We start from the raw sequence: 18,252 nt of genomic DNA on the forward strand, positions 1-18,252 counted from the left end.
TGGAGCGTCCACCCCAGGGGCATCGGGTACGAAGGGGCCTCAGTGGAAGCCCAGTTGGCAGGGTTCGTGACGGCGGCGGTGACGGCATGCGGGCGTGGTCGGTGATGTGTGAGTGCTGCTTCAGGTGTAGCGGCGCAGGACGAGGCGGCGGCGGCCGTCGTCCTCGAGTACGTCGGAGTCCACCTCGTAACCGTTGTCCTCGGCGTATCGCAGTGCGGCGGCGTGGCCGTAGGCGCGGGCGAGCCGGGTCAGCCATGGCTGGTCGTAGCGGGACCGGTCGTACTCGCTGATGACGGCCTCGAAGGCGCCGTCGTCACGTCGGCGGAAGCCGATGTCGTTGCTGAGGCGGCCGATGTGGCGGCGGCGGATGATCACTTCGGCGCGGTCGGGGCGGGCGTCGCCCTGGTAGCCGTAGAGGGTCTGCGGGGTGTCGTGGGTCTCGACGGTGGTGAACCCGAGCGTGGCGAGGGCCTGGACGAGCAGGTCGGGGTCGCGCAATGCGGTGCGGACACGGGTGAAGTGGGACATGAGGACTCCTCGGATGTCATGACGGGAGGGGAGGCGCCGACTGGTCACGCCAGGCGGACGACCGGTTGCCGGTCCAGGAGCAGCGTGTGGCGACGCAGGTCGTAGGCGGTGACGGTGAGGCGTTTGTGGGCGTCGACGCGGAAGTCGAGGCGGAAGCGGTCCTCTCCGGCGGCAGCGGGAGGGTCGGCCTCCAGGAAGGTGGGGCTGTCCTCGTTGAGCCAGAGCATGGAGCGCTGCTGGCGTTGTTGCGGGGTGACGGTCACGGTGCGGGCGCCGCCGCCGGTGTCGAAGGCGATCTCCAGTTCGGCACTGGCGTCCCGGTAGGTGGCGTGGGCGAGTTCGTAGACAGCCAGGCCGAGCTTGCGCTGCATGTCGTGCACCGCCCTGACGGTGAGCGTCCTGACCGGTTCATCAGTGGGGTAGGGGGTGCCGGCCTCCACCAGGGTCTCGAACTCGTAGGCGCCGGTGTCGTGGTCGACGTGCCGGATGGCGTAGTCGTGCTGGATGTGGTCGAACAGCTCGCTGCCGCCGGCGATTCCGGCCGCGCCGGCCGCCACCGCCTCCAACGGCCGGTCCAGGCGCACCACGTCGGGGTCGAAGTGCAGATGCACCAGGTCCTGCACAGCGGGGATGAGGCAGCTGCCGCCGACAAGGAAGACGGCCCGGATGTCCTCGCCGCCGAAGCCGCGCGCGGCGGCGGAGTCGAGGCAGGACCGCAGAGCCTGGTTGATCCGGCGCAGCACTCCCTTGTCCTTGAGGAGGGTCTCGAACTCGCCGCGGGTGACGGTGACTTGGTGCACCTGATCGGTACGGGCGTCGGCCGCGCGGATCACGGCGCGATCGGCGGTGGCCAGCTCCCGCTTGGCCCGCTCGGCGGAGGCCAGGAGGCGGCGGAAGACCTGGTTGCGGCCGATCTGGTCACCGTGCGGCAGGGAGAGGTGGCCGATGGCGTGCTCTGCGAGGAGCGCGTCGATGGTGTTGCCGCCCAGGTCCAGGCCCCGCTTGGCGACGGTGCGCACCGCGGCGCCGGAACCCGCCTCGTCCGGTTCCTGTACCCGGACGACGGAGACGTCGAGGGTGCCCGCCCCGAAGTCGATCACGGCGAAGGCGTCGCCGGGGTTGAGCCTGGCGCTGTAGCCGACGGCGGCCGCGGTGGCCTCGTCCACGACACGCAGCCGGGCAGCGGGCAGCCCGTCGCGCACTTCCCGTACCAGCCAGTCGCGGTAGCCGTCGAAGGATTCCACGGGGGCCGTGGCGACGATCTCCAGGTCGTCGTCCTCGATGGCGAGCAGGGCCAGCGCCATTACGTCGCCCAGGAACTGGGTGGCCGCTTCCCTGCCGGTGACCTTGCGGTCGCCGACCGGGCGGGCGGCGTCGTAGGTCTGCCCTGCGACGTTGCTCTTGGTGGACGCGAAGACGGTGAAGCCGGGGTCCTCGTCCAGGTCGGGAGTGACCTGGACGCCGAGGCGACGGGCGGTGCCGTCGTGGGCGTAGGCGATGAGCGAGGGCACCACCCGCTGGGTCGGGCCGGGACCCGCCTCGCGCAGCACGTCCACGCCGGGCAGCGGGATGGGGACGCCGCGGCCCGCCTTGTGGTCCCAGCCCGCGACGACGGTGTTGGCGGTGCCGAAGTCGATGCCTATTCGGGTGGTCATACGGTTCCTTGGGGCTTGTCGGTGGACGGGCCGAGGGCGATGTCGTGCGGGCCGCCGGAGGGGACGCGACCGTCGGCGCCGAGGGCGATGTCGGCGCCGAAGCGTTCGGTGAGGCAGTCGGCCAGGAGGTCGAGCGCGTCGCGCACCGCACGGTCGCCGATCAGCGGGCGCAGCTCCCGCAGCCGCCACATGTCCTGCGGCGTGCTGTGCAGCAGGGGCTGTTCGAGGAGTTCCCGCGCGCCGGGCAGATGGGGACTGTGTACTTCGACACGCGGAACCGACTGCTGCGCGACGGCGAACATGTCACCTCCCGCCGACATCGCGAGCAGCTTCTGGCCGTGGAAGGACCACTGGTTGGGGGAGAAGGCGCGAGGCAGCCAGGGAAAGTCCGGGTCGGGTCCCTGGGACGTCCGCCCCCGGTCCGAGCCGGCCATCCGTGCGGCGAAGGAGTCGTCGAGGACCATTCCCCGCCAGGTGTCGAAGGGCCACCGGTTCCGGATCGCGCCCTCGTGCACGGAAGTCCGGCGCGGGGCGCGCCCGTTGGAGAATTCCCACACCTCGGTGAACTGGCCGACGACGTCGTCCGCCTTGCCCAGACGGCCGTCCTGCCCGAACCCGCTGTCGTACCAGTGCAGCGCCAGTCTGTCGGGGGAGAGGAAGGAAAGGGCGGGAAAGAACTCGGAGGCCCGACCCGCCTCGTCGCTCAAGGGCATCGAGTGCAGCACCTGGCCGTCCTCGTCCATCACCAGGCAGCCCGCCCCGAGGCCGACGAACGCGACGAGCCGAGAGCCGGGCAGCGTCGCGAGAGCGCACCGGGCCATGTCGAAGCGGAGGTCGCCGCCCCCGTAGATGTCGGCGAGCCGGGGCACGGGCACGTACCTCAACTCCCGCGCGCCGCGGTCGGCGAAGGCCAATCCTGAGGGGCTGACCAGCACCGCGCCGCCGCTCGACCGGCGCATCTTCACGACCTCGGAGGGCGGGCAGAGCGTCTGGTGGTCCGGCCGGATCCGGACGATCCGGTACCCGTCGCGCCGACCCTGCTTGAGCAGGATCTCGTCACCGAGATGCAGGATCACGTCATCGTCTTCGAAGTCCCATTTCGTCACCCATCCGTAACCGCGGCGGAAGACCTCCGTGGCCCTGCCGGAGTCGATCCGCAGTCTCATCACCCGCAGTTCCTGCGCATCGGTCTTCCACCAGGGAGTACACCGGAGCGCAAGTTCGGAGGAGTCCGGGGAGAAGGACGCGCGATGGAAACCGCCGAAGGCGTGGTGCTCGATCAGTTGTTTCCGTGGCAACCGGTCCACCACAGACCGCAGTTCACCCGCGGACTGCCGCGCGAGCGTCGAAAGCAGCCCGTCCGGGCCCCCGGCGCGTTCGCGTTCGGGCAGCAGCCCGGCCGCCGCTGCCGCCTTGGCCAGGGGCAGATCGCGGATCAGCCGGCGCAGCTCGGGCCATTCCCCGCGCTCCGCGAACTGGCGGACGACGTAGTCGAGTTCGTCGTACGACATCTCGGCGACCCGGTCCCGCCGGTCGCCGGTGACCGCGACCCGGATCACCTCGGTGTCGCCCCCGGCGGCCATGACCGTACGCAGCCGCACGCGGACCTCGGGCGTGGCCGCGCGGTAGGCGAGGGCCAGCAACGACCCGTCAGGATCCAGCGCCCGACGCTGGGCCTCCTGCCCGACGAGCGCCAGATAGGCGGCATGGTCGGCGGGCTGGGAGGGGGCTGCCGCCGCGAGTTCGAGGGCGTCCTCGGCGGAGAGGTCCGCCGTCGCGCCCCGTACGGTGTCCTGCGCGGCGGGATCTCCCGCGGCACACGCCCGCACCAGCAGCCGCCAGGCCCGCCGGGCGCGCAGTCCACGGAAGCCGCCGGCCCGGGTATGCGCCGCGAGTTCGGCCAGCCGGGCGGCGTCGCGTGCGCCGATTGTCCGCGCCATACGGCTCACCCGCCCAGTTCGATGTCGTGGTCCCCGGCGGGCAGGACGACATCGGCGGGACCGATGCCGATGTCGTGCTGGAAACGGTGCTCCAGGCAGGTGTGCAGCAGGTGCAGTGGCGTGCGGTGGTCCTCGTCCAGGAGCGGGTGGTCGAGCAGGGCGGCCACGGACGCCATGTTCTGCGAACTCATCAGACCCATGGGGTTGCCGATGAACGAGGGCAGGGCGGTGGCGGCGACGGGGTAGAAGTCGACGACCGGGGGCACACCTGGGCTCACCGCGAGCACATCGCCCTGGGGAGACAACCGCATGTGGGTGCGGTCCTTGTGGCGTTGGGTGCCGAGGCGGACCGAGGACGAGACTAGGGAGTCCGGGATGGGACGGTCAGGGGATTCCGGCACGTCGAGAACCTCCAGGTACTGCTGACACTCCCCGTTGTTCTTCCGTCGCAGGCTGAGCCCCAGGAACCGGCGTTGCGAGGGTGACCATGCGAGGTTCGTCAGCGTCTTCTCCCGAGCGGGCCACAGGTGGCAGGACACGGGAGGCTCCGTGGACGTCAGGGGTTCCCGCCACACGTCCACGTGACCCTCGCTGTCGGCACGCAGGAGAGCGGACGGCGACAGAGCGGCGTGGTGCATGGCGGTGGCGGCCTGGGGCCAGCTGGGGAGGAGTTCGTGCGTCACGGAGTCGGCGAGGTCGATGACCACGGTGCGGTGACGGTCGAGTACGGCGACGAGCCGGCCGCCGGGCTCGACCACGGTAGTGGCGTACGAAAGAGGCAGACCGTCGAGGAGATTGGTGTCGGCCGGTGAACCGGCTGCCTGTCCGGCGGACAGCGTCCAGGTGCGCTCTCCGTCCCGGACGTGATCGGAAAGGACGACGAAGGCCCGGTCGCCCGCGACGCGCGCCAGGCCGTGGACGCGGGCGTCGGAATCGTCCGGGACGGGGAGCTTGCGGCGGCCGAAGCCCTCGCAGCAGTAGATCGTGTCCTCGAAGCGTCTGCCGGTCACACTTTCCCGGAAGCCCGTGACGACAAGGGTGTCCGCACCGAGATGCGCCACCGACTGGGCCGAGAACCCGAGGCGGCGGTGCAGCCGGGACAGGCCGGCGCTGTCGAGATCGACGATCCCGGCACGCTCGTCATGGGTGGCGAAGGCGAGCTGCCGGCCGTCCGGCGCGAAGTCGAGGTCCGTGATGCCGGTCGTCCACTCGTCGAGGTCGGACAGCGTGCTGCGGACGTGCGGCAACTGTCCGGCGGCAAGGGCCTTGAGAGGCCGGCTCACGGCCTCGACATCCGCGGCGAGGAGCGTCTCGAACATCCGGCGCTCGTCCTCGCCGGGCGGCCGCCAGTCCCCGAACTCCCGTACCCCCTCCACGGCTTCGGCCAGCGGCAGCAGCACCGTCAGCCGCCACAGCCGGTCCCATTCACCCCGCGCCCTGAACTGCCGTACCAGATAGGCGCGTTCCCCCTGGCCGAGGGAGACAGCCTCCTCCTCCCGCGAGCGCTGACCGGCCAGCACCCGCAGGACATCGATGCCACCGAGCCCGGTCATCGCCTGCCGCAAAGCCGAGCGCGCCTTGCTCGGGGCACCGCGGTAGCCCAGCGCCAGGAGTTCCCCGTCGGGATCGAGCGCCCGGTACTGGTCGTGTTGACCGGTGCGGACGAAGAAGACGGCGCGCTGCACGGGATCGTAAGGGGCGAGATGGTGGGCCGCGCAGAACGAAGCGGCCTCCGGTGTGCCCGACTCCACCACCGCCGTGCAGAAGAGATCGACGGTTTCCCCGTCGTCGAGGGTGAGAAGCCGTGCGCGGGCCCGCTCCCCGATGGGATGGTCGAAGCGGAGGGCAGTGTCGGTGAGGGTTCGGGTGTCCAGGGGTGCATCGTCGCCGAGTGCCAGTCGGCTCAGCGGCGCGCGCCCGGGGGAGCCCGTGGCGGGACGGTTCCACCGCTGGAGCAGGGACCACAACGTGGCGTCGTGCTCGGCCAGCCAGTCGCTCCAGGCGGCGTTGACGACCCGTACGGGAACAGACGCCTCGTCGGCCGCCAACTCGGTGACCACGGGCGAGGACCACCGCCGTGCGGACTCCGCCAGCCAGACCCGCCACACCGCCTCACGCCGCTGCGACGCGAGAACCCGGGCCACGGACCGCAGCGCGGCGGGCTCACCGGCGTCGGCCGCGGCCAGGACGGTCACCAGCGCGTCGCGGACGTACACCGAGGTGCACGGCGGACGGCCGGTGAGGCGCAGCACGAGCCTGGCGGTCCACAGGCGCATCGGCCTCACCCCGCCGTTCCGTGCTCGCCGAGGGCGAGGTCGGTGGGGCCGCCCCTGGGGACGGCGGTGGTGCTGCCCAGTGCGATGTCGCCGCCGAAGCGCTCGCTCAGAACGGCCACGAGCAGATCGAGCGCTTCCCGTACCGCGAGGTCGCCGATCTTCGGGCGGAGTTCCAGTGCGCGACGCAGGTCAGCCGGAGTGCTGTGCAGCAGCGGCCGTTCCAACAGGGCTCGCGCGTCGGGCAGGTGAGGGCTGTGCACCTCCAGGCGCTCGGAGCCCGAGGCCATCGCTTCGGTGAGGTACATGTCTCCCCCCGGTGACCTGCCCAGGAGCCTCTGGAGCGTCGGCGGGACCCCGGAGCGGCGCTGGATCCACGGCGCGAGGGGGTCGACCTGACGCGCGTTGGCGTTGTTGTAGATGCGTGTGACGAAAGAATCGTCGAGTCGCTTTCCCTGCCACTCCTCATAGGGCCAGCGGTCCGGAATCGCTCCCGTGTGCCAGGCGGTACGGCGCGCGGCGCCTTTCGACGGGAACTTCCATATTTCGGTGAGCCCTCGGGGTGGGAAGGACTTGTTCATGTGCAGCACGAGCGAATCCGGTGAGAGAAAGGACAGCGCGGGGCTGAACCCGCTCATGGTCCCGACGGCCTGTTGTGTCTCATGGAGCACGGTTCCGTCCTCGTTCACCACAGAGATCTGCTGGCTGCGGTAAACCGCGACAAGCCGGTCTTCGGGAAGTGTCGTGAGAGTGCAGGAGGGGTCACTGACGACGAATGAGTGGACACTGTCCTTGAACCGGGGAATCTCCAGACGTCTCAAGGTGTGTGCGCCCGGGTCCACGAAGGCAAGTCCCGTGGGACACACGAGCACTGCTCCACCGCTCGCCCTCCGCATGTCGGACAGCGCGGAGGGCGAGCCGAGGGCCCTGAGTTCGGGGACAACCCGGACGATCTGGTAGCGGAGGTCCTCACCCTCCAGCCTGACGAGGATCTCGTCGCCGAGGTGCAGTATCGAGTTTCCGCTGTCCACATCCCTCAGCGGGTCTCCGCGGAAACGATGGGTCGTCTCACCGGTGCCGATCCGCAGTGTCTCCACATGGATCTCGTTGTGCTGCCCCCGCTTCCATTTCCCATATCTCAGGGCCACCTCGGACAGGTCCGGGGAGAGCGAAGCCCCCAGATAGCTTCCACCGGTGTCGTGGGTGATGAGACGGGTGGCCGGCAACCGTTCGACGGTGGCCAGGAGTTGCCGGGCGGACCGCTCGGCGAGCATCGAGAACAGTTCGGCGTCGTTTCCCGGATACTCCGCTACGGGCAGTAGCTGAGCCGCGGCCACCGCCCTGGCCACGGGCAGGTCACGGATGAGGCGACGCAGTTCGTCCCACCGCCGGTGCTCGGCCAACTGATGCCCCAGATAGTCCAGTTCGCCGTCCGACAGCTCGGCGATCCGGTCGCGCTGATCCCCGCTGACCACCACCCGGATGACGTCGGCGTCGCCCTCGGCGGCCAGGGCCGTACGCAGCCGCTCGCGGACCTCGGGAGCCGCCGCGCGATAGGCCAGCGCCAGCAACGACCCGTCGGGATCGAGGGCCTGCCGCTGGGCGCCCTGCCCGATCAGGGCCAGGTACGCGGCGCGGTCGGCGGGCTCCGCCGGGGCCACCGCCAGCAGGTCTATGACATCCGGCTCTGGCAGGTTCCCGGCTACGGCACGTACGGCGTCCTGTGCGGCCGGGTCTCCCGAGGCGCACAGGCGCACCAGTCGCCGCCAGGCCCACCGCGCCCGCAGTTCCCGGGATCCGTTCGCGTGCCGGCCGCCGGTCCGCCGTATCAGCTGCCGCGCGGCCTCATCGGTGAGACGTTTCACTCCGCCTACACCTCCAGTACCGGTGCCCGCTGCGCCGGTCCCCCGTCCGTTCCGGTGACGGAGGCCGACTGGGCGCGGCCCTCGCGCAGCCAGGTGCGCAGATCCTCGATGACCTCGCGCTGGGACTTGCTCAACGGCACGGTGCGGGCGGCGGCGCGGGCGATGTCGTCGGTGGTGATGTCGCGTTCCTCGGCGAACGCCTCGTACATCGCGTCCACGACGACCTGTTCCAGTTCGGCACCGACGAACCCGTCGCAGTCCCGGGCCAGTTGGTACACGTCGAACATCTCCGGCTTGCGGCCGCGCTTGCGCAGATGGACGGTGATGATCTCGCGGCGTTCCTCCTCGGTGGGCAGGTCGAGGAAGAACACCTCGTCGAACCGGCCGCGGCGCAGTGTCTCCGGGGGCAGCGCGCTGACGTCGTTGGCGGTGGCCACCACGAACACCGGCGCGGTCTTCTCCTGCATCCAGGTCAGGACGGTGCCGAACACGCGCTGCGAGGTGCCTCCGTCGTGGCCGCCGGACGCCAGCGCCTTCTCCACCTCGTCGATCCACAGCACACACGGGGAGACGGTCTCCGCCAGCCGCAGCGCCCGCCGTACCCGTTCCTCCGACTCGCCGACCAGCGAGCCGAACAGCGCGCCGACGTCCAGGCGCAGCAGTGGCAGCCGCCACAGTCCGCCGATCATCTTGGCGGTGAGGCTCTTGCCGGTGCCGGGGATGCCTATGAGCGCGATGCCCTTGGGGGCGGGAAGGCGGAACTCGCGGGCGGCGTCGCCGAAGGCGCGCTCGCGCAGCCGCAGCCACTCCTTGAGCACGTCCAGGCCGCCCAGGTCGTCGGGGCTCTCCTCGGCGCCGTAGAACTCCAGGGCCTCGTTCTCCCGGATGACGGCCTTCTTCTCGGCCAGCACGGCCTCGATGTCGCGGTCGTCGAGCACCTCGTCGCGCACGATGGCCTTGGCGAAGGCCCGCCGCGCCTGGGCCGCGGTCAGACCCAGTGCGGCCTGCGCCAGGCGGCTGCGGCCCGCCGGGGTGAGCGTGGACTTCACGCCCTTGGTGCTGTCGATGAGGTGGTCGAGCTCGCGGCGCAGCGCGTCGGCCTCGGGCAGCGGCATCTCCACCACCACGGCGTCGTCGCCCAGCTCCACCGGGAGGGTGCGCACCGGGGTGGTCACGATCAGCGAGGAGCCGGTGAAGACGAGCTTGTGGGCGAGGTTGCGCAGGCGCCGGCGGACCGCCGGGTCGCGCTCCCAGAAGGCGTGGAAGTCCTTGAGCACGTACAGGTCACGGCGGCGCGGATCTTTCTGCGCCAGCTCCTGGATCTTGGCCAGCGCGTCCGGTGGGGTGGCCGCCTTGGGCAGCTGTCGGCCCGATGCGGACTCCAGGCCGTCGGCGACGTCCCAGATGACGAGGTCGGACGACGGATCACGGTCGCGCCGTACCTGGTCGAGCACCTCCAGCGCCCGCTGCTCCTCGACCGTGACCAGCACGATCAGTGCCACCCGGGCGCGCAGATACAGCCGGATCTCGTCCTGGATGTTCACCGTGCCCACGTCAGAACTCCCCTTCCGGCGCGGCCATGCCGGTGAAAGTCAGCGTTGCGTCGTCCGTGACCGTGATCTCCAACTCCGGTACGGCGGCCAGGTCGTCCGCCGTGTAGCGCCCGGTGCGCGTCCAGTACTCCTTGTTCGACGAGCCGCGCAGTCCCCGGGCCAGCCGCAGTCGCGCGTTGTAGCGTCCGGCGATCACCAGATCGGCGTCGGCGACGGCCGCCGACCGTGCCGGATCCGTCTCGATCTCGGCGCGGGTGAACCCGGTCAGAACGATCACCGACAGCCCGCTGCGGGCCCGTAGCTCGGCGCAGAACGCGGCGACCGCGGCGGGCTGCTCCAGCGGCTCGCCGCCGGTCAGGGTGACGCCCTCGATATGCGGTACGCCGGCCAGCGCCTCCTCGGCCACCTCGCCGGCCGTGCGAACGAGAGCGGTGCCCGCCGCCGAGTGGGTCTCGGGATTGAAGCACCCCGGGCAGCCCAGAGCGCAGCCCTGACTCCAGACGACGTAGCGAACCCCCGGGCCGTTGGCGGCACTTCGGGGCATGACGGCATGCAGCCGCCACGGCGTGTCCAGGCCGCTCACCCCTGCCACAACCGGTCCTGTTCCGCCGACTCGGCCTGCTGATAGGCCTCCTCGGTGAGCACCTGGTGCTGCACATCCCCGCCGAGCAGCCGGACCAACTCGTCCGTGTCCCGCAGACACCGCGTGCCCTCGACCCCTTGGACGTGCACCTCCACGGTGCCGTCCCGCGCGATCACGACCTCGACGCTCTCCTCCGCCATCAACTCGCCTTTCTCCCGGGGAAATGACTCCGTCCACTGTGCTGGAAGGAACTCGGGAGGGGTCCCGAGGGCGGGAGGCTGTGCTCCGGATCGCCGGGGCAGCCGCTCCCGCACGGCGACTCGCGATGTCGTCCCCGGGCGTCACCGGACGGACTGGCGCCGGTGCGCGCGAAAGTAGGCGCGGCTGCGCGACACGTAGAGAAGGCCGACACCGGCGCAGGAGGCGATGAAGGCAAGCATCGCCTGGGGCCCGAAGTCCTCCTGGAACACGCTGCCGATGTTCGCCAACCCCCAGATCGCGAACGGGCCCAGATAGAGAAGGAGCAGCGCGGCCGTCACCGTAGCCGTGATACGGGCGATGTGTCCGCCCTTGCAGAAGCGGATGGCCGCACCGATGGTGACGAAGAGCAGCAGGTACACGGTCTGCGTCATCGCCGGGTCGTACACGGCGATGGTGCAGACGAGAAACGCGGAAAGGATCAGCAGCGTGGCGGCCGCGTTGATCTGTACGGGTCGCTCGGCCGGATTCCGTTCCGGCAGGTGGTCGTCGTACGGTGAGCCGCTCATCGTGTCCTCCCTGTGCTGAGGTCCGGCGGTCCGAGGTCATCCGCGCCGGGTCGTGCACGGGATCGTCCACCCGAGGCACCGGGACCCCTCCCGGCGGGCCCCTTGTGACGACCTGCCAAGAGCAGTTCCTACCCCTGAGCCGGGGTACGCCTCTTGATACGGGCCAGAATCGGGGAGGGGTCCCGCAGCGGGTGCGGACACTGGTCACAACTCCGTCTGCGTACCGACAGGCCCACGCACCGACAAGCCCACGAACCGAGGAGACCAGCGATGACCCTCTCCGCCAGCCTCGCGCGGGGTGTCGCGCCCACCACGCCTGGGACCCTGCATGCCCGTACCGTCACCGGTGAGCTCATGGCGCCGCCCAGGCCGGGCCGTACGCTTCGCTTCGGGCGCGGCCTGGAGCCGGACGTGGACCTGGGGGTCGGCATCGACGACCAGAGTGTGAGCCGCCAGCACGGAGAGCTGTCGTACCGCCAGGGGCTGTGGTGGCTGCGCAACACCGGAAAGCAACTCGTCCGGCTGCCGCGCGGCCGGATGATGCACGTCAGCACCGAGGCGATCCCCCTCGACGCCGGGTACACCCCGCTTTTCGTGAAGGGCTCCGGCTACCGTGAGCACCTGGTCGAGCTGTACGTGTCGGGCCACGACGACCACGGACCGGTGGCGCGACGGACCGCCGATACCGTGTCGCCGAGGATCTGGGCGCTCGACGACGACGAACGGCTGCTGTTGGTTGTCCTGGGCCAGCGGTATCTGCTGTACGAGGAGGACGCGCGCCCTCTGTCGTACGCCGTCGCCGCCAGGCAGCTCGCCTATCTCCGCCCGGACGGGCGCTGGACCGAGAGCAGGATCGAGCACCGGATGGAGGCCGTACGCCGCCGTCTGGACGGCGCCGGATTCAAGTACCCGCTGCTGCATGACAAATCCGAGGGCCGCCCCGGCGACAACCGTCTGCTGCACAACCTGCTCAAGGGGTTGGTGGAGTCCACGACGCTCGTACCACCGGACCTCGACCGGATGGAGGACGACGCGGCCTGGCCGGACTCCATGCCCTGAGGGACGGTGCCGCACGCCTGCCGACTGCCGTCAGCGCGCGCGGAGTCGGGCGGCGGCGGAGGCCGCGAGGTCCTTCGCCATCCCACAGAGCTTGTCGGTGGGCCGCTCGCCGCCGACGTCCAGGCGCACCATCTCGGCGGCGGTCTCGGCGTCCTGGCCGCTGTACCTGTGGTCCTCGACGAAGGCCGTACAGGTGTCGCCGTCGTCGTTCGACTCGACGACCGTGCGGTATCCACTGAGCGTGAGGACCGCGCCGTCCTGAGCGGACTTGGGCTGGTCCCGGAAGAAGCTCACCTCCGCGTCGAGCCCGTCGACGGTGCTCGACCACTCGCAGCCCCAGTTCGCGATGCCGGCGTCCGGTACGTCGGTCCTGAGGCCGGGTACGACGGACAGCGCCTCGGCGTCGAGGAGCTTGCAGGCGTTCGCCCAGGCCAGTGAGGCTTGCGGATAGGCCGATGCACGGCGCGGGACCGGACCGGCGTCGAGGACTTCGGCCGCGCTCGTGGCGGCTTTTTCGGCGACCGTGCACAGGGTCGCGTTACCGCCGTTCACCACGCCCTTGCCCATGTTGACGCGGATCTGGACCAGGGTGTCCTCGGTGTTGCCGTCGGCGGTCAGCAGCCGGTTGCACTCGTCGCTGTCCGCCTCGTCCTCCAGGACGCTGATCCTCCCGATCGTGCGGGAGGGCTTGACCCCCTCGGGCGGCGAGCCCTGAAGAAGGCGGATCGACACATCGATCCGGATCTTGTCGTCGATGCCCACGAGCACGTCGCAGCGGTCGAAGTTCCCGTAGTCCACGTCCTTGTGGACGCCCGCGTCGGCGAACTGGTCGAGCGCGGCGGTGTCGGCCAAGGCGCACACGTCCGCCGTGTGCGGGTCGCCGATCAGGGCCTGCGCCTCCTCCTTCTGGCTCTGGCCGGACACGGTGGTGGCCTTCCTGTCGCCGTCGCTGTCGCCGTCGTGGTCGGGGATGACGACGAGTCCCAGAGCCAGCACGGCGGCGCCGACACCGAGTGCGGCCGCGATCAGTGGCCGATGCCGACGTCGGCGCCCGGTGGCGGGGGTGGCCGTGTCCCCAGGGGCTTGGGGACCGGCTCCGGCGGCGACGTCCTCCAGCAGCCGCCTGACCTCGGTGGCGTCGGGGCGTTGCCGAGGGTCGCGGTGAAGCATGGCGGCGAGCACGGGGTACAGCGGTCCCATGGCGTCGGCGTCCATCTCGACGACACCCTGCTCGGCCTGCAAGTGCCTCAGACGCTCGGTGTTCTCCCAGGAGTCCGGGTCGTCCTGGTGGCCGTCACTCTCCTTCTCCTCGGGCTCGCCGCCGCGCGGCGGCACACCGGTGACCAGGGCGTGCAGGGTGGCCGCCAGGCAGAACACATCCGAGGCCGGCCGGGGGACATTGCCCCGGGCCAGTTCGGGAGCGGCGTAGTCCGGGGTGTAGCTGTACGGGCCGTTGACCGTGATGGTCTCGCTGCCGCCGACCCGGTAGGCGGCCCCGAAGTCCAGCAACTTCGCCTCACCGCGCCGGGTGAGGCCGATGTTGGCGGGCTTGACATCGCAGTGGACGATGCCCATCTCGTGCAGCGCGGCCAGCGCGTCGGCGAGCTGGGCACCGATGCGGGCCGCCCGCTCGGGGGATACCGGTGGCTGCCGGTCCAGTCCGCCGCCGGGCACGTACTCCATGACGAACCAGTAGGTGTCCGCCCTGCTCCTGCCGTCGTCCGGCGCCACGGTGACGACGTCGAACAGGGTCACGACGTGGGGATGGTCGCGGAACTTGGCCATGGCGCGCGGCTCGCCCAGCAGCCGCCGCACCGCGGTCTCACCCTCGCCGTCCGTCCGCTCCGGTTTCAGCGCGACGTCCTGGCCCACCACCGTGTCGTGGGCCAGCCACACATCGCCACCACGCCCCGCGCCGATGACCTCCTTGAGGACATAGCGGTCGGCGAACTCCTCCCCGGAACGCACGGATCTTCCCCCCTCGCTCGACTCCGGAACACACGGCCCGAGCCGCGCGCCGGATCGAACCTACTGCGTAGGGCGGACCGTATGCGGTGTCTACCCAGAGCCTTCATCAGTCGCACCCATGCGTAGCCGCAGTCCGGCCGGAAGCGATCGGACGACTGACCGAAAAGCGGCTCCGTCGGCCACGCGGTACCGGAGTTTCGGGAGGGGTCCCCGGCGGGGCGCGTACGGTGCGCGTCGGCCCGAACCGAACACCCTCGACGAGGAGGAGATCCTCCGTGCCAAGCACTCGGACCGTGCTGCTGGCGGGCATCACCGCAGCCGTCTCTGCCACCACGTTCGCGCTGTCCGCACACGCCGACACCCCGGCCGTGCACCAGGCGGCGGCCGCCGGATGCACGTATCCCGCCGAGGTCCTCGACCTGACCGACTGGAAGCTCACCCTGCCCACCGGCGAGGACGAGGATCCCACCGAGATCACCCAGCCCGAGCTGGCGACCTTCGCCGCCGATCCCTGGTTCCGGGCCGAATCCGGCTGCGACGCGGTCAGGTTCCGGGCCGCCGTCGACGGCGTGACGACGTCAGGCTCCAGCTACCCGCGCACCGAGCTGCGGGAGATGACCGACGGCGGCGAGGACGAAGCCGAATGGTCCACCACGGATGGCACCCACACCCTCGTGGTCAGAGAGGCGTTCATGACCCTGCCCGAGGAACGGCCGTGGCTGGTCGGCGCGCAGGTCCACGGCGGGGATGACGACGTCACCGTCTTCCGCCTCGAAGGCAGCAGCCTCTACATCACCGACGGCGACGAGCGCCACCACCACCTCGTCACCGACGACTACGAGCTGGGCACCGAGTTCGAGGCCAGGTTCGTGGCCGAGGACGGGGAGATCGACGTGTACTACAACGGCGAACGGCAGACCACGATCTCCCACGACGGCGACACCAACTACTTCAAGGCGGGCGCCTACACCCAGGCCAACTGCGACAACTCCGAGCCGTGCGCCGACGACAACTACGGCGAGGTCCGCATCTTCGGCATCAAGGCCACCCACTCCTGACCGCTGCGGCACCGGGGCCGACCTGGCGGCCAGTGCTTGTGGGATGCGGCCGGGCGATCGTTAGGCGTCGAAAACGCGGGCCTGGTAGCGACGCCAGGCTGGGCGGGCGGTGAGGCGCAGCAGCAGACGGATAGGCGCAGGCGCCTTGACGAGTTGCTGCGCGATGATCTCCGGGTCACCCACCTCCATGAACAGGCCGAAGATCATGGGGGCCTTGGAGGGCGGCAGGCTTTTGAGGTTGCGTTCGGCGACCGCGTCCCACTCGGGCTGGGTGACGGTGCGTGCGGCGACCGGCAGGAGATGCTTCTCCTCGTCGCGCAGATGCTCCTCCAGCAGGACGAGCAGGTGCTCGACGCGGTCGGCCAGCCGACTGCGGGCCGCACTGGTGGGGTTGACTCGCCAGGGTGGAATCAGGGCGGTGACCTCGTCGAGCATCCCGTGCACCGCTTCGTGCTGGGACTGCATCAGGCGCACCAGGGGAGCCAGTTCCTCGGGCACACGCTGCAGCAGCATGGGCCACAGCAACACGTCCTCGCCCTCGTGATGGTGGGTGAGCAGGCCGAGCATCAACTCCAGGTGGTCGGCGACCACACCGGCCCGTTTGCGGTCACCGTCGTTGACCGTGCTCACCAGAGACGCACCGGAGCGCAGGGCACGACGGAACGCGTCATGTGCCATGACCATGTCGCGAACGTCGGTCAGGCCGGGGCCGTGCAGGGCGTCACCGGGCGTGGCCTTCTCAGTCATCAGTCGTCTCCTTTGCCGGGTTGTGCTGCTTCGGACGTCCTTCCGACGCAACGCTGCGGACGTGCCCGATCGGGGGTTTCGTGGACGCCACCTGGATGTGGTCGGCCGTGCCCGCTTCGGCTGCCTGCCCGGGCGGTGCTCAAACGCGTATGAAGCGGACCGAGCCGGCCCCCGGCGATCGGAAAGGTCGTCCGGTCCGCCTGCCGGCGACGATGCGGAAGAACTCGGAACGGACCGTTACGCACGGCCGACCGTGCTCGCCGAGTCGGGACTGGTCTGGGGACAGAAGCCGGTGGTCCTCGGTGCGGAGAACCACCGACGGTGACGAGGGTTCTTCTGTTCAGGCGCCGAGGTGGCGGCGGAGCCATTGCCCCATCTGCTGGATGGCCTGGTCCACCTCGGGTACGCGTCCGGCGCCCAGGACGAAGGAGTGCTGGCCCTCGGGCATCGGGTGGACCTCGGAGGTGACCTTGAAGTCCGCGAGGCGGCGGCCGAGTTGGGCGCCGTCGTCGGCGAGGGTCTCGTACTCGCCGTAGTGGACGGTCGTGGGCGGCAGGCCGGTCAGATCGGCGTTCACGAGGCTGATCGCGGGGTCGGTGAAGTCGACTCCGGGGTCCTGCAGCCAGGCTCCCCGGAAGAGTTCGAGGGTGTTCCGGCTGAGCATCTTGTCGTTTGCCTCGTTGGCGTCCACTGCCGCGTTCTGGATGGTGAGGTCGGTCCACGGCGAGACGCTGACGATCGCACCCGGGGTGGCCTCCCCCTTCGCGAGCAGGCGCAGTGGCAGCATCACCGCGAGGGTGCCGCCGATCGAGTGGCCCGTGCTGCCGATGTTCCGCGGCTCATAGCCCTGCGAGAGCAGCCACCGGTACGCCGTCTCGGCGTCGTCGAGCTGGGCGGGGTAGGGGTGTTCGGGTGCCAGGCGGAAGTCCACGACGAGGGAGCGGGCGCCGGCCGCCTTGGCGATGTGGCCGGCGGCCTTGCGGTCGGAGTGCATCGAGGCGGTGACGGATCCGCCGAAGTGGAAGTGCAGCAGCGCCTTGTCGGGGTCGGCACCCTCGGGGATGGCCCACAGGGCGGGGACGCCGTTCGCGTCGACGTCGGCGTAGGTGACGCCTTCCGGTTCGGTCGACGCTTTGTGGTGAGAGTCGGCGATGTCGCGGACGATGGCCAGGTCGAGGCCGGGTGTGACCAACTTCGCGTTCGTGCTCGCGAGGAACTGCGCGAACTGCTGTGCTTCTGGACTGATTCCCATGGTGATATTCCTCTTCAGGTCACTGCTGCGCCCGCTTTTCGCGCGCAGTCAGGTCGATGTGCTGGTGGCGACGTCAGCCGGTCAGCCGGGCATCCGGTTGGTCTTGCGGACCTGCTTGTCGAACGTTCCGGCGGGGACGAGGCGGCGCGCCGCGCTGACGCGTGAGGCGAGGGGGCCGGCGGTGTAGCGCAGCTTCGGCTTCTTGTCGGTGGCTGCCGTGACGATCACTTTGGCGACGACGGCGGGGTCGTCGCCGTCCTTCATCGCATCCGCGATCATCTCGTCGAAGACGCGCCGTCGCTCCGCGTACAGCGGCAGCGGGGTGTCGGGCTGCGCGGCGTTGGTGTCGAAGCTGGTCTTGGTGTAGCCGGGCTCGACGAGGAGGACCCGGACGCCGTGCTCGCGGACCTCGTGGTCCAGGGACTCGGAATAGCCCTCGATCGCGTGCTTCGCCGAGACGTAGAGGGCCATGAAGGGCTGGGGGATGACCCCGAGGATGGACGAGACGTTGACGATGCGTCCGCCTCCCTGGGCGCGCAGGTGCGGCAGGACCGCCTTCGTCATACGCATGACACCGAAGACGTTGATGTCGAAGACGCTCTGGGCTTGGGCGACGGAGTTCTCCTCGACGGCAAACCGGCTGAGCCGATACCAGCGTTGTTGACCAGGACATCGATCCGCCCGAACCGGTCGATCACCTGTTCGACGACGGCGGTGGCGGATTCATCGCTCGCCACGTCGAGGTCGAGGTACGTCACCCCGGCGGGCGGGGTGAGTCCCGAGGTTTTCCGGCCGGTTCCGATTACCTCGAAACCCGCTGCGACGAGGGCGCGGGCCGTTGTCTTGCCGATACCCGATGACGCTCCCGTCACGAGTGCCACCGGCTGGGTTGTTGCCATCACTGGCTCCTTGCGTCATTGGATTACGATCGTTTGTCGTACGATCGTAAGGCTATAGAGAATGGCGACCGATGGCAAGTGCTCACCTCCGGCGATCCGGGAATC

14 protein-coding genes and 1 pseudogene are annotated in these 18,252 nt (G+C 70.1%); 2 read left to right on the forward strand and 13 right to left on the reverse strand.

Annotated features, from left to right (window positions below; genetic code table 11):
- Positions 1 to 120: 120 nt before the first annotated feature.
- The 9 genes from AB0I18_RS02520 to AB0I18_RS02560 form a co-directional block, all read right to left on the reverse strand.
- Positions 121 to 528: a DUF1257 domain-containing protein gene (locus AB0I18_RS02520; RefSeq protein WP_363103501.1), complete on the reverse strand. Its 408-nt coding sequence runs from the start codon at positions 526 to 528 to the stop codon at positions 121 to 123.
- A gap of 44 nt (positions 529 to 572) precedes the next feature.
- Positions 573 to 2,183, reverse strand: a complete 1,611-nt coding sequence (locus AB0I18_RS02525) for an Hsp70 family protein (RefSeq protein ID WP_363103502.1) — start codon at positions 2,181 to 2,183, stop codon at positions 573 to 575.
- On the reverse strand, positions 2,180 to 4,123 hold the full coding sequence (locus tag AB0I18_RS02530) for a hypothetical protein (protein ID WP_363103503.1): 1,944 nt from the start codon (positions 4,121 to 4,123) through the stop codon (positions 2,180 to 2,182). The genes AB0I18_RS02525 and AB0I18_RS02530 overlap by 4 nt, the downstream gene beginning before the upstream one ends.
- Before the next feature lie 5 nt (positions 4,124 to 4,128).
- The gene (locus AB0I18_RS02535) at positions 4,129 to 6,399 is read right to left on the reverse strand and encodes a hypothetical protein (RefSeq protein ID WP_363103504.1); all 2,271 of its coding nucleotides are present in this window, start codon (positions 6,397 to 6,399) and stop codon (positions 4,129 to 4,131) included.
- Between the two features lie 5 nt (positions 6,400 to 6,404).
- Positions 6,405 to 8,261, reverse strand: coding sequence for a hypothetical protein (locus AB0I18_RS02540; RefSeq protein WP_363103505.1), 1,857 nt, complete (start codon positions 8,259 to 8,261; stop codon positions 6,405 to 6,407).
- Between the two features lie 5 nt (positions 8,262 to 8,266).
- Complete coding sequence (locus tag AB0I18_RS02545; protein ID WP_363103506.1) at positions 8,267 to 9,814, reverse strand: AAA family ATPase; 1,548 nt, start codon at positions 9,812 to 9,814, stop codon at positions 8,267 to 8,269.
- Between the two features lies 1 nt (position 9,815).
- Entirely contained in the window at positions 9,816 to 10,358 is a 543-nt protein-coding gene (locus AB0I18_RS02550; protein WP_363103507.1) for a 4Fe-4S single cluster domain-containing protein, read from the reverse strand.
- Between the two features lie 35 nt (positions 10,359 to 10,393).
- Positions 10,394 to 10,597, reverse strand: coding sequence for a DUF2997 domain-containing protein (locus AB0I18_RS02555; RefSeq protein WP_363103508.1), 204 nt, complete (start codon positions 10,595 to 10,597; stop codon positions 10,394 to 10,396).
- 141 nt (positions 10,598 to 10,738) lie between these two features.
- Positions 10,739 to 11,164 (reverse strand): hypothetical protein, encoded by a 426-nt coding sequence (locus AB0I18_RS02560; protein WP_363103509.1) that lies wholly within the window; start codon positions 11,162 to 11,164, stop codon positions 10,739 to 10,741.
- Positions 11,165 to 11,434: 270 nt separating this feature from the next.
- On the opposite strand from AB0I18_RS02560, the gene AB0I18_RS02565 reads away from it, so the two are divergent.
- The gene (locus AB0I18_RS02565) at positions 11,435 to 12,223 is read left to right on the forward strand and encodes an FHA domain-containing protein (RefSeq protein WP_363103510.1); all 789 of its coding nucleotides are present in this window, start codon (positions 11,435 to 11,437) and stop codon (positions 12,221 to 12,223) included.
- Between the two features lie 30 nt (positions 12,224 to 12,253).
- On the opposite strand, the gene AB0I18_RS02570 is transcribed toward AB0I18_RS02565, so the two are convergent.
- On the reverse strand, positions 12,254 to 14,191 hold the full coding sequence (locus tag AB0I18_RS02570) for a serine/threonine-protein kinase (protein ID WP_363103511.1): 1,938 nt from the start codon (positions 14,189 to 14,191) through the stop codon (positions 12,254 to 12,256).
- Positions 14,192 to 14,466: 275 nt separating this feature from the next.
- Here AB0I18_RS02570 and AB0I18_RS02575 point away from each other — a divergent pair, with 275 nt between their 5' ends.
- A complete protein-coding gene (locus tag AB0I18_RS02575) occupies positions 14,467 to 15,249 on the forward strand; it encodes a polysaccharide lyase family 7 protein (protein ID WP_363103512.1) in 783 nt (260 codons plus the stop codon).
- A gap of 60 nt (positions 15,250 to 15,309) precedes the next feature.
- Here the strand turns inward: AB0I18_RS02575 and AB0I18_RS02580 are convergent, their stop codons facing one another.
- From AB0I18_RS02580 to AB0I18_RS02590, 3 genes and pseudogenes are all read right to left on the reverse strand, one after another.
- Entirely contained in the window at positions 15,310 to 15,996 is a 687-nt protein-coding gene (locus AB0I18_RS02580; RefSeq protein ID WP_363103513.1) for a hemerythrin domain-containing protein, read from the reverse strand.
- A 340-nt stretch (positions 15,997 to 16,336) separates the two neighbouring features.
- Positions 16,337 to 17,248, reverse strand: a complete 912-nt coding sequence (locus tag AB0I18_RS02585; RefSeq protein ID WP_363103514.1) for an alpha/beta hydrolase — start codon at positions 17,246 to 17,248, stop codon at positions 16,337 to 16,339.
- A gap of 81 nt (positions 17,249 to 17,329) precedes the next feature.
- A pseudogene (locus AB0I18_RS02590) lies at positions 17,330 to 18,147 on the reverse strand (oxidoreductase).
- Positions 18,148 to 18,252 lie beyond the last annotated feature (105 nt).

The sequence above is a fragment of the Streptomyces sp. NPDC050704 genome (genome assembly GCF_040654355.1).
In the GTDB taxonomy this organism is placed as follows: Bacteria; Actinomycetota; Actinomycetes; order Streptomycetales; family Streptomycetaceae; genus Streptomyces.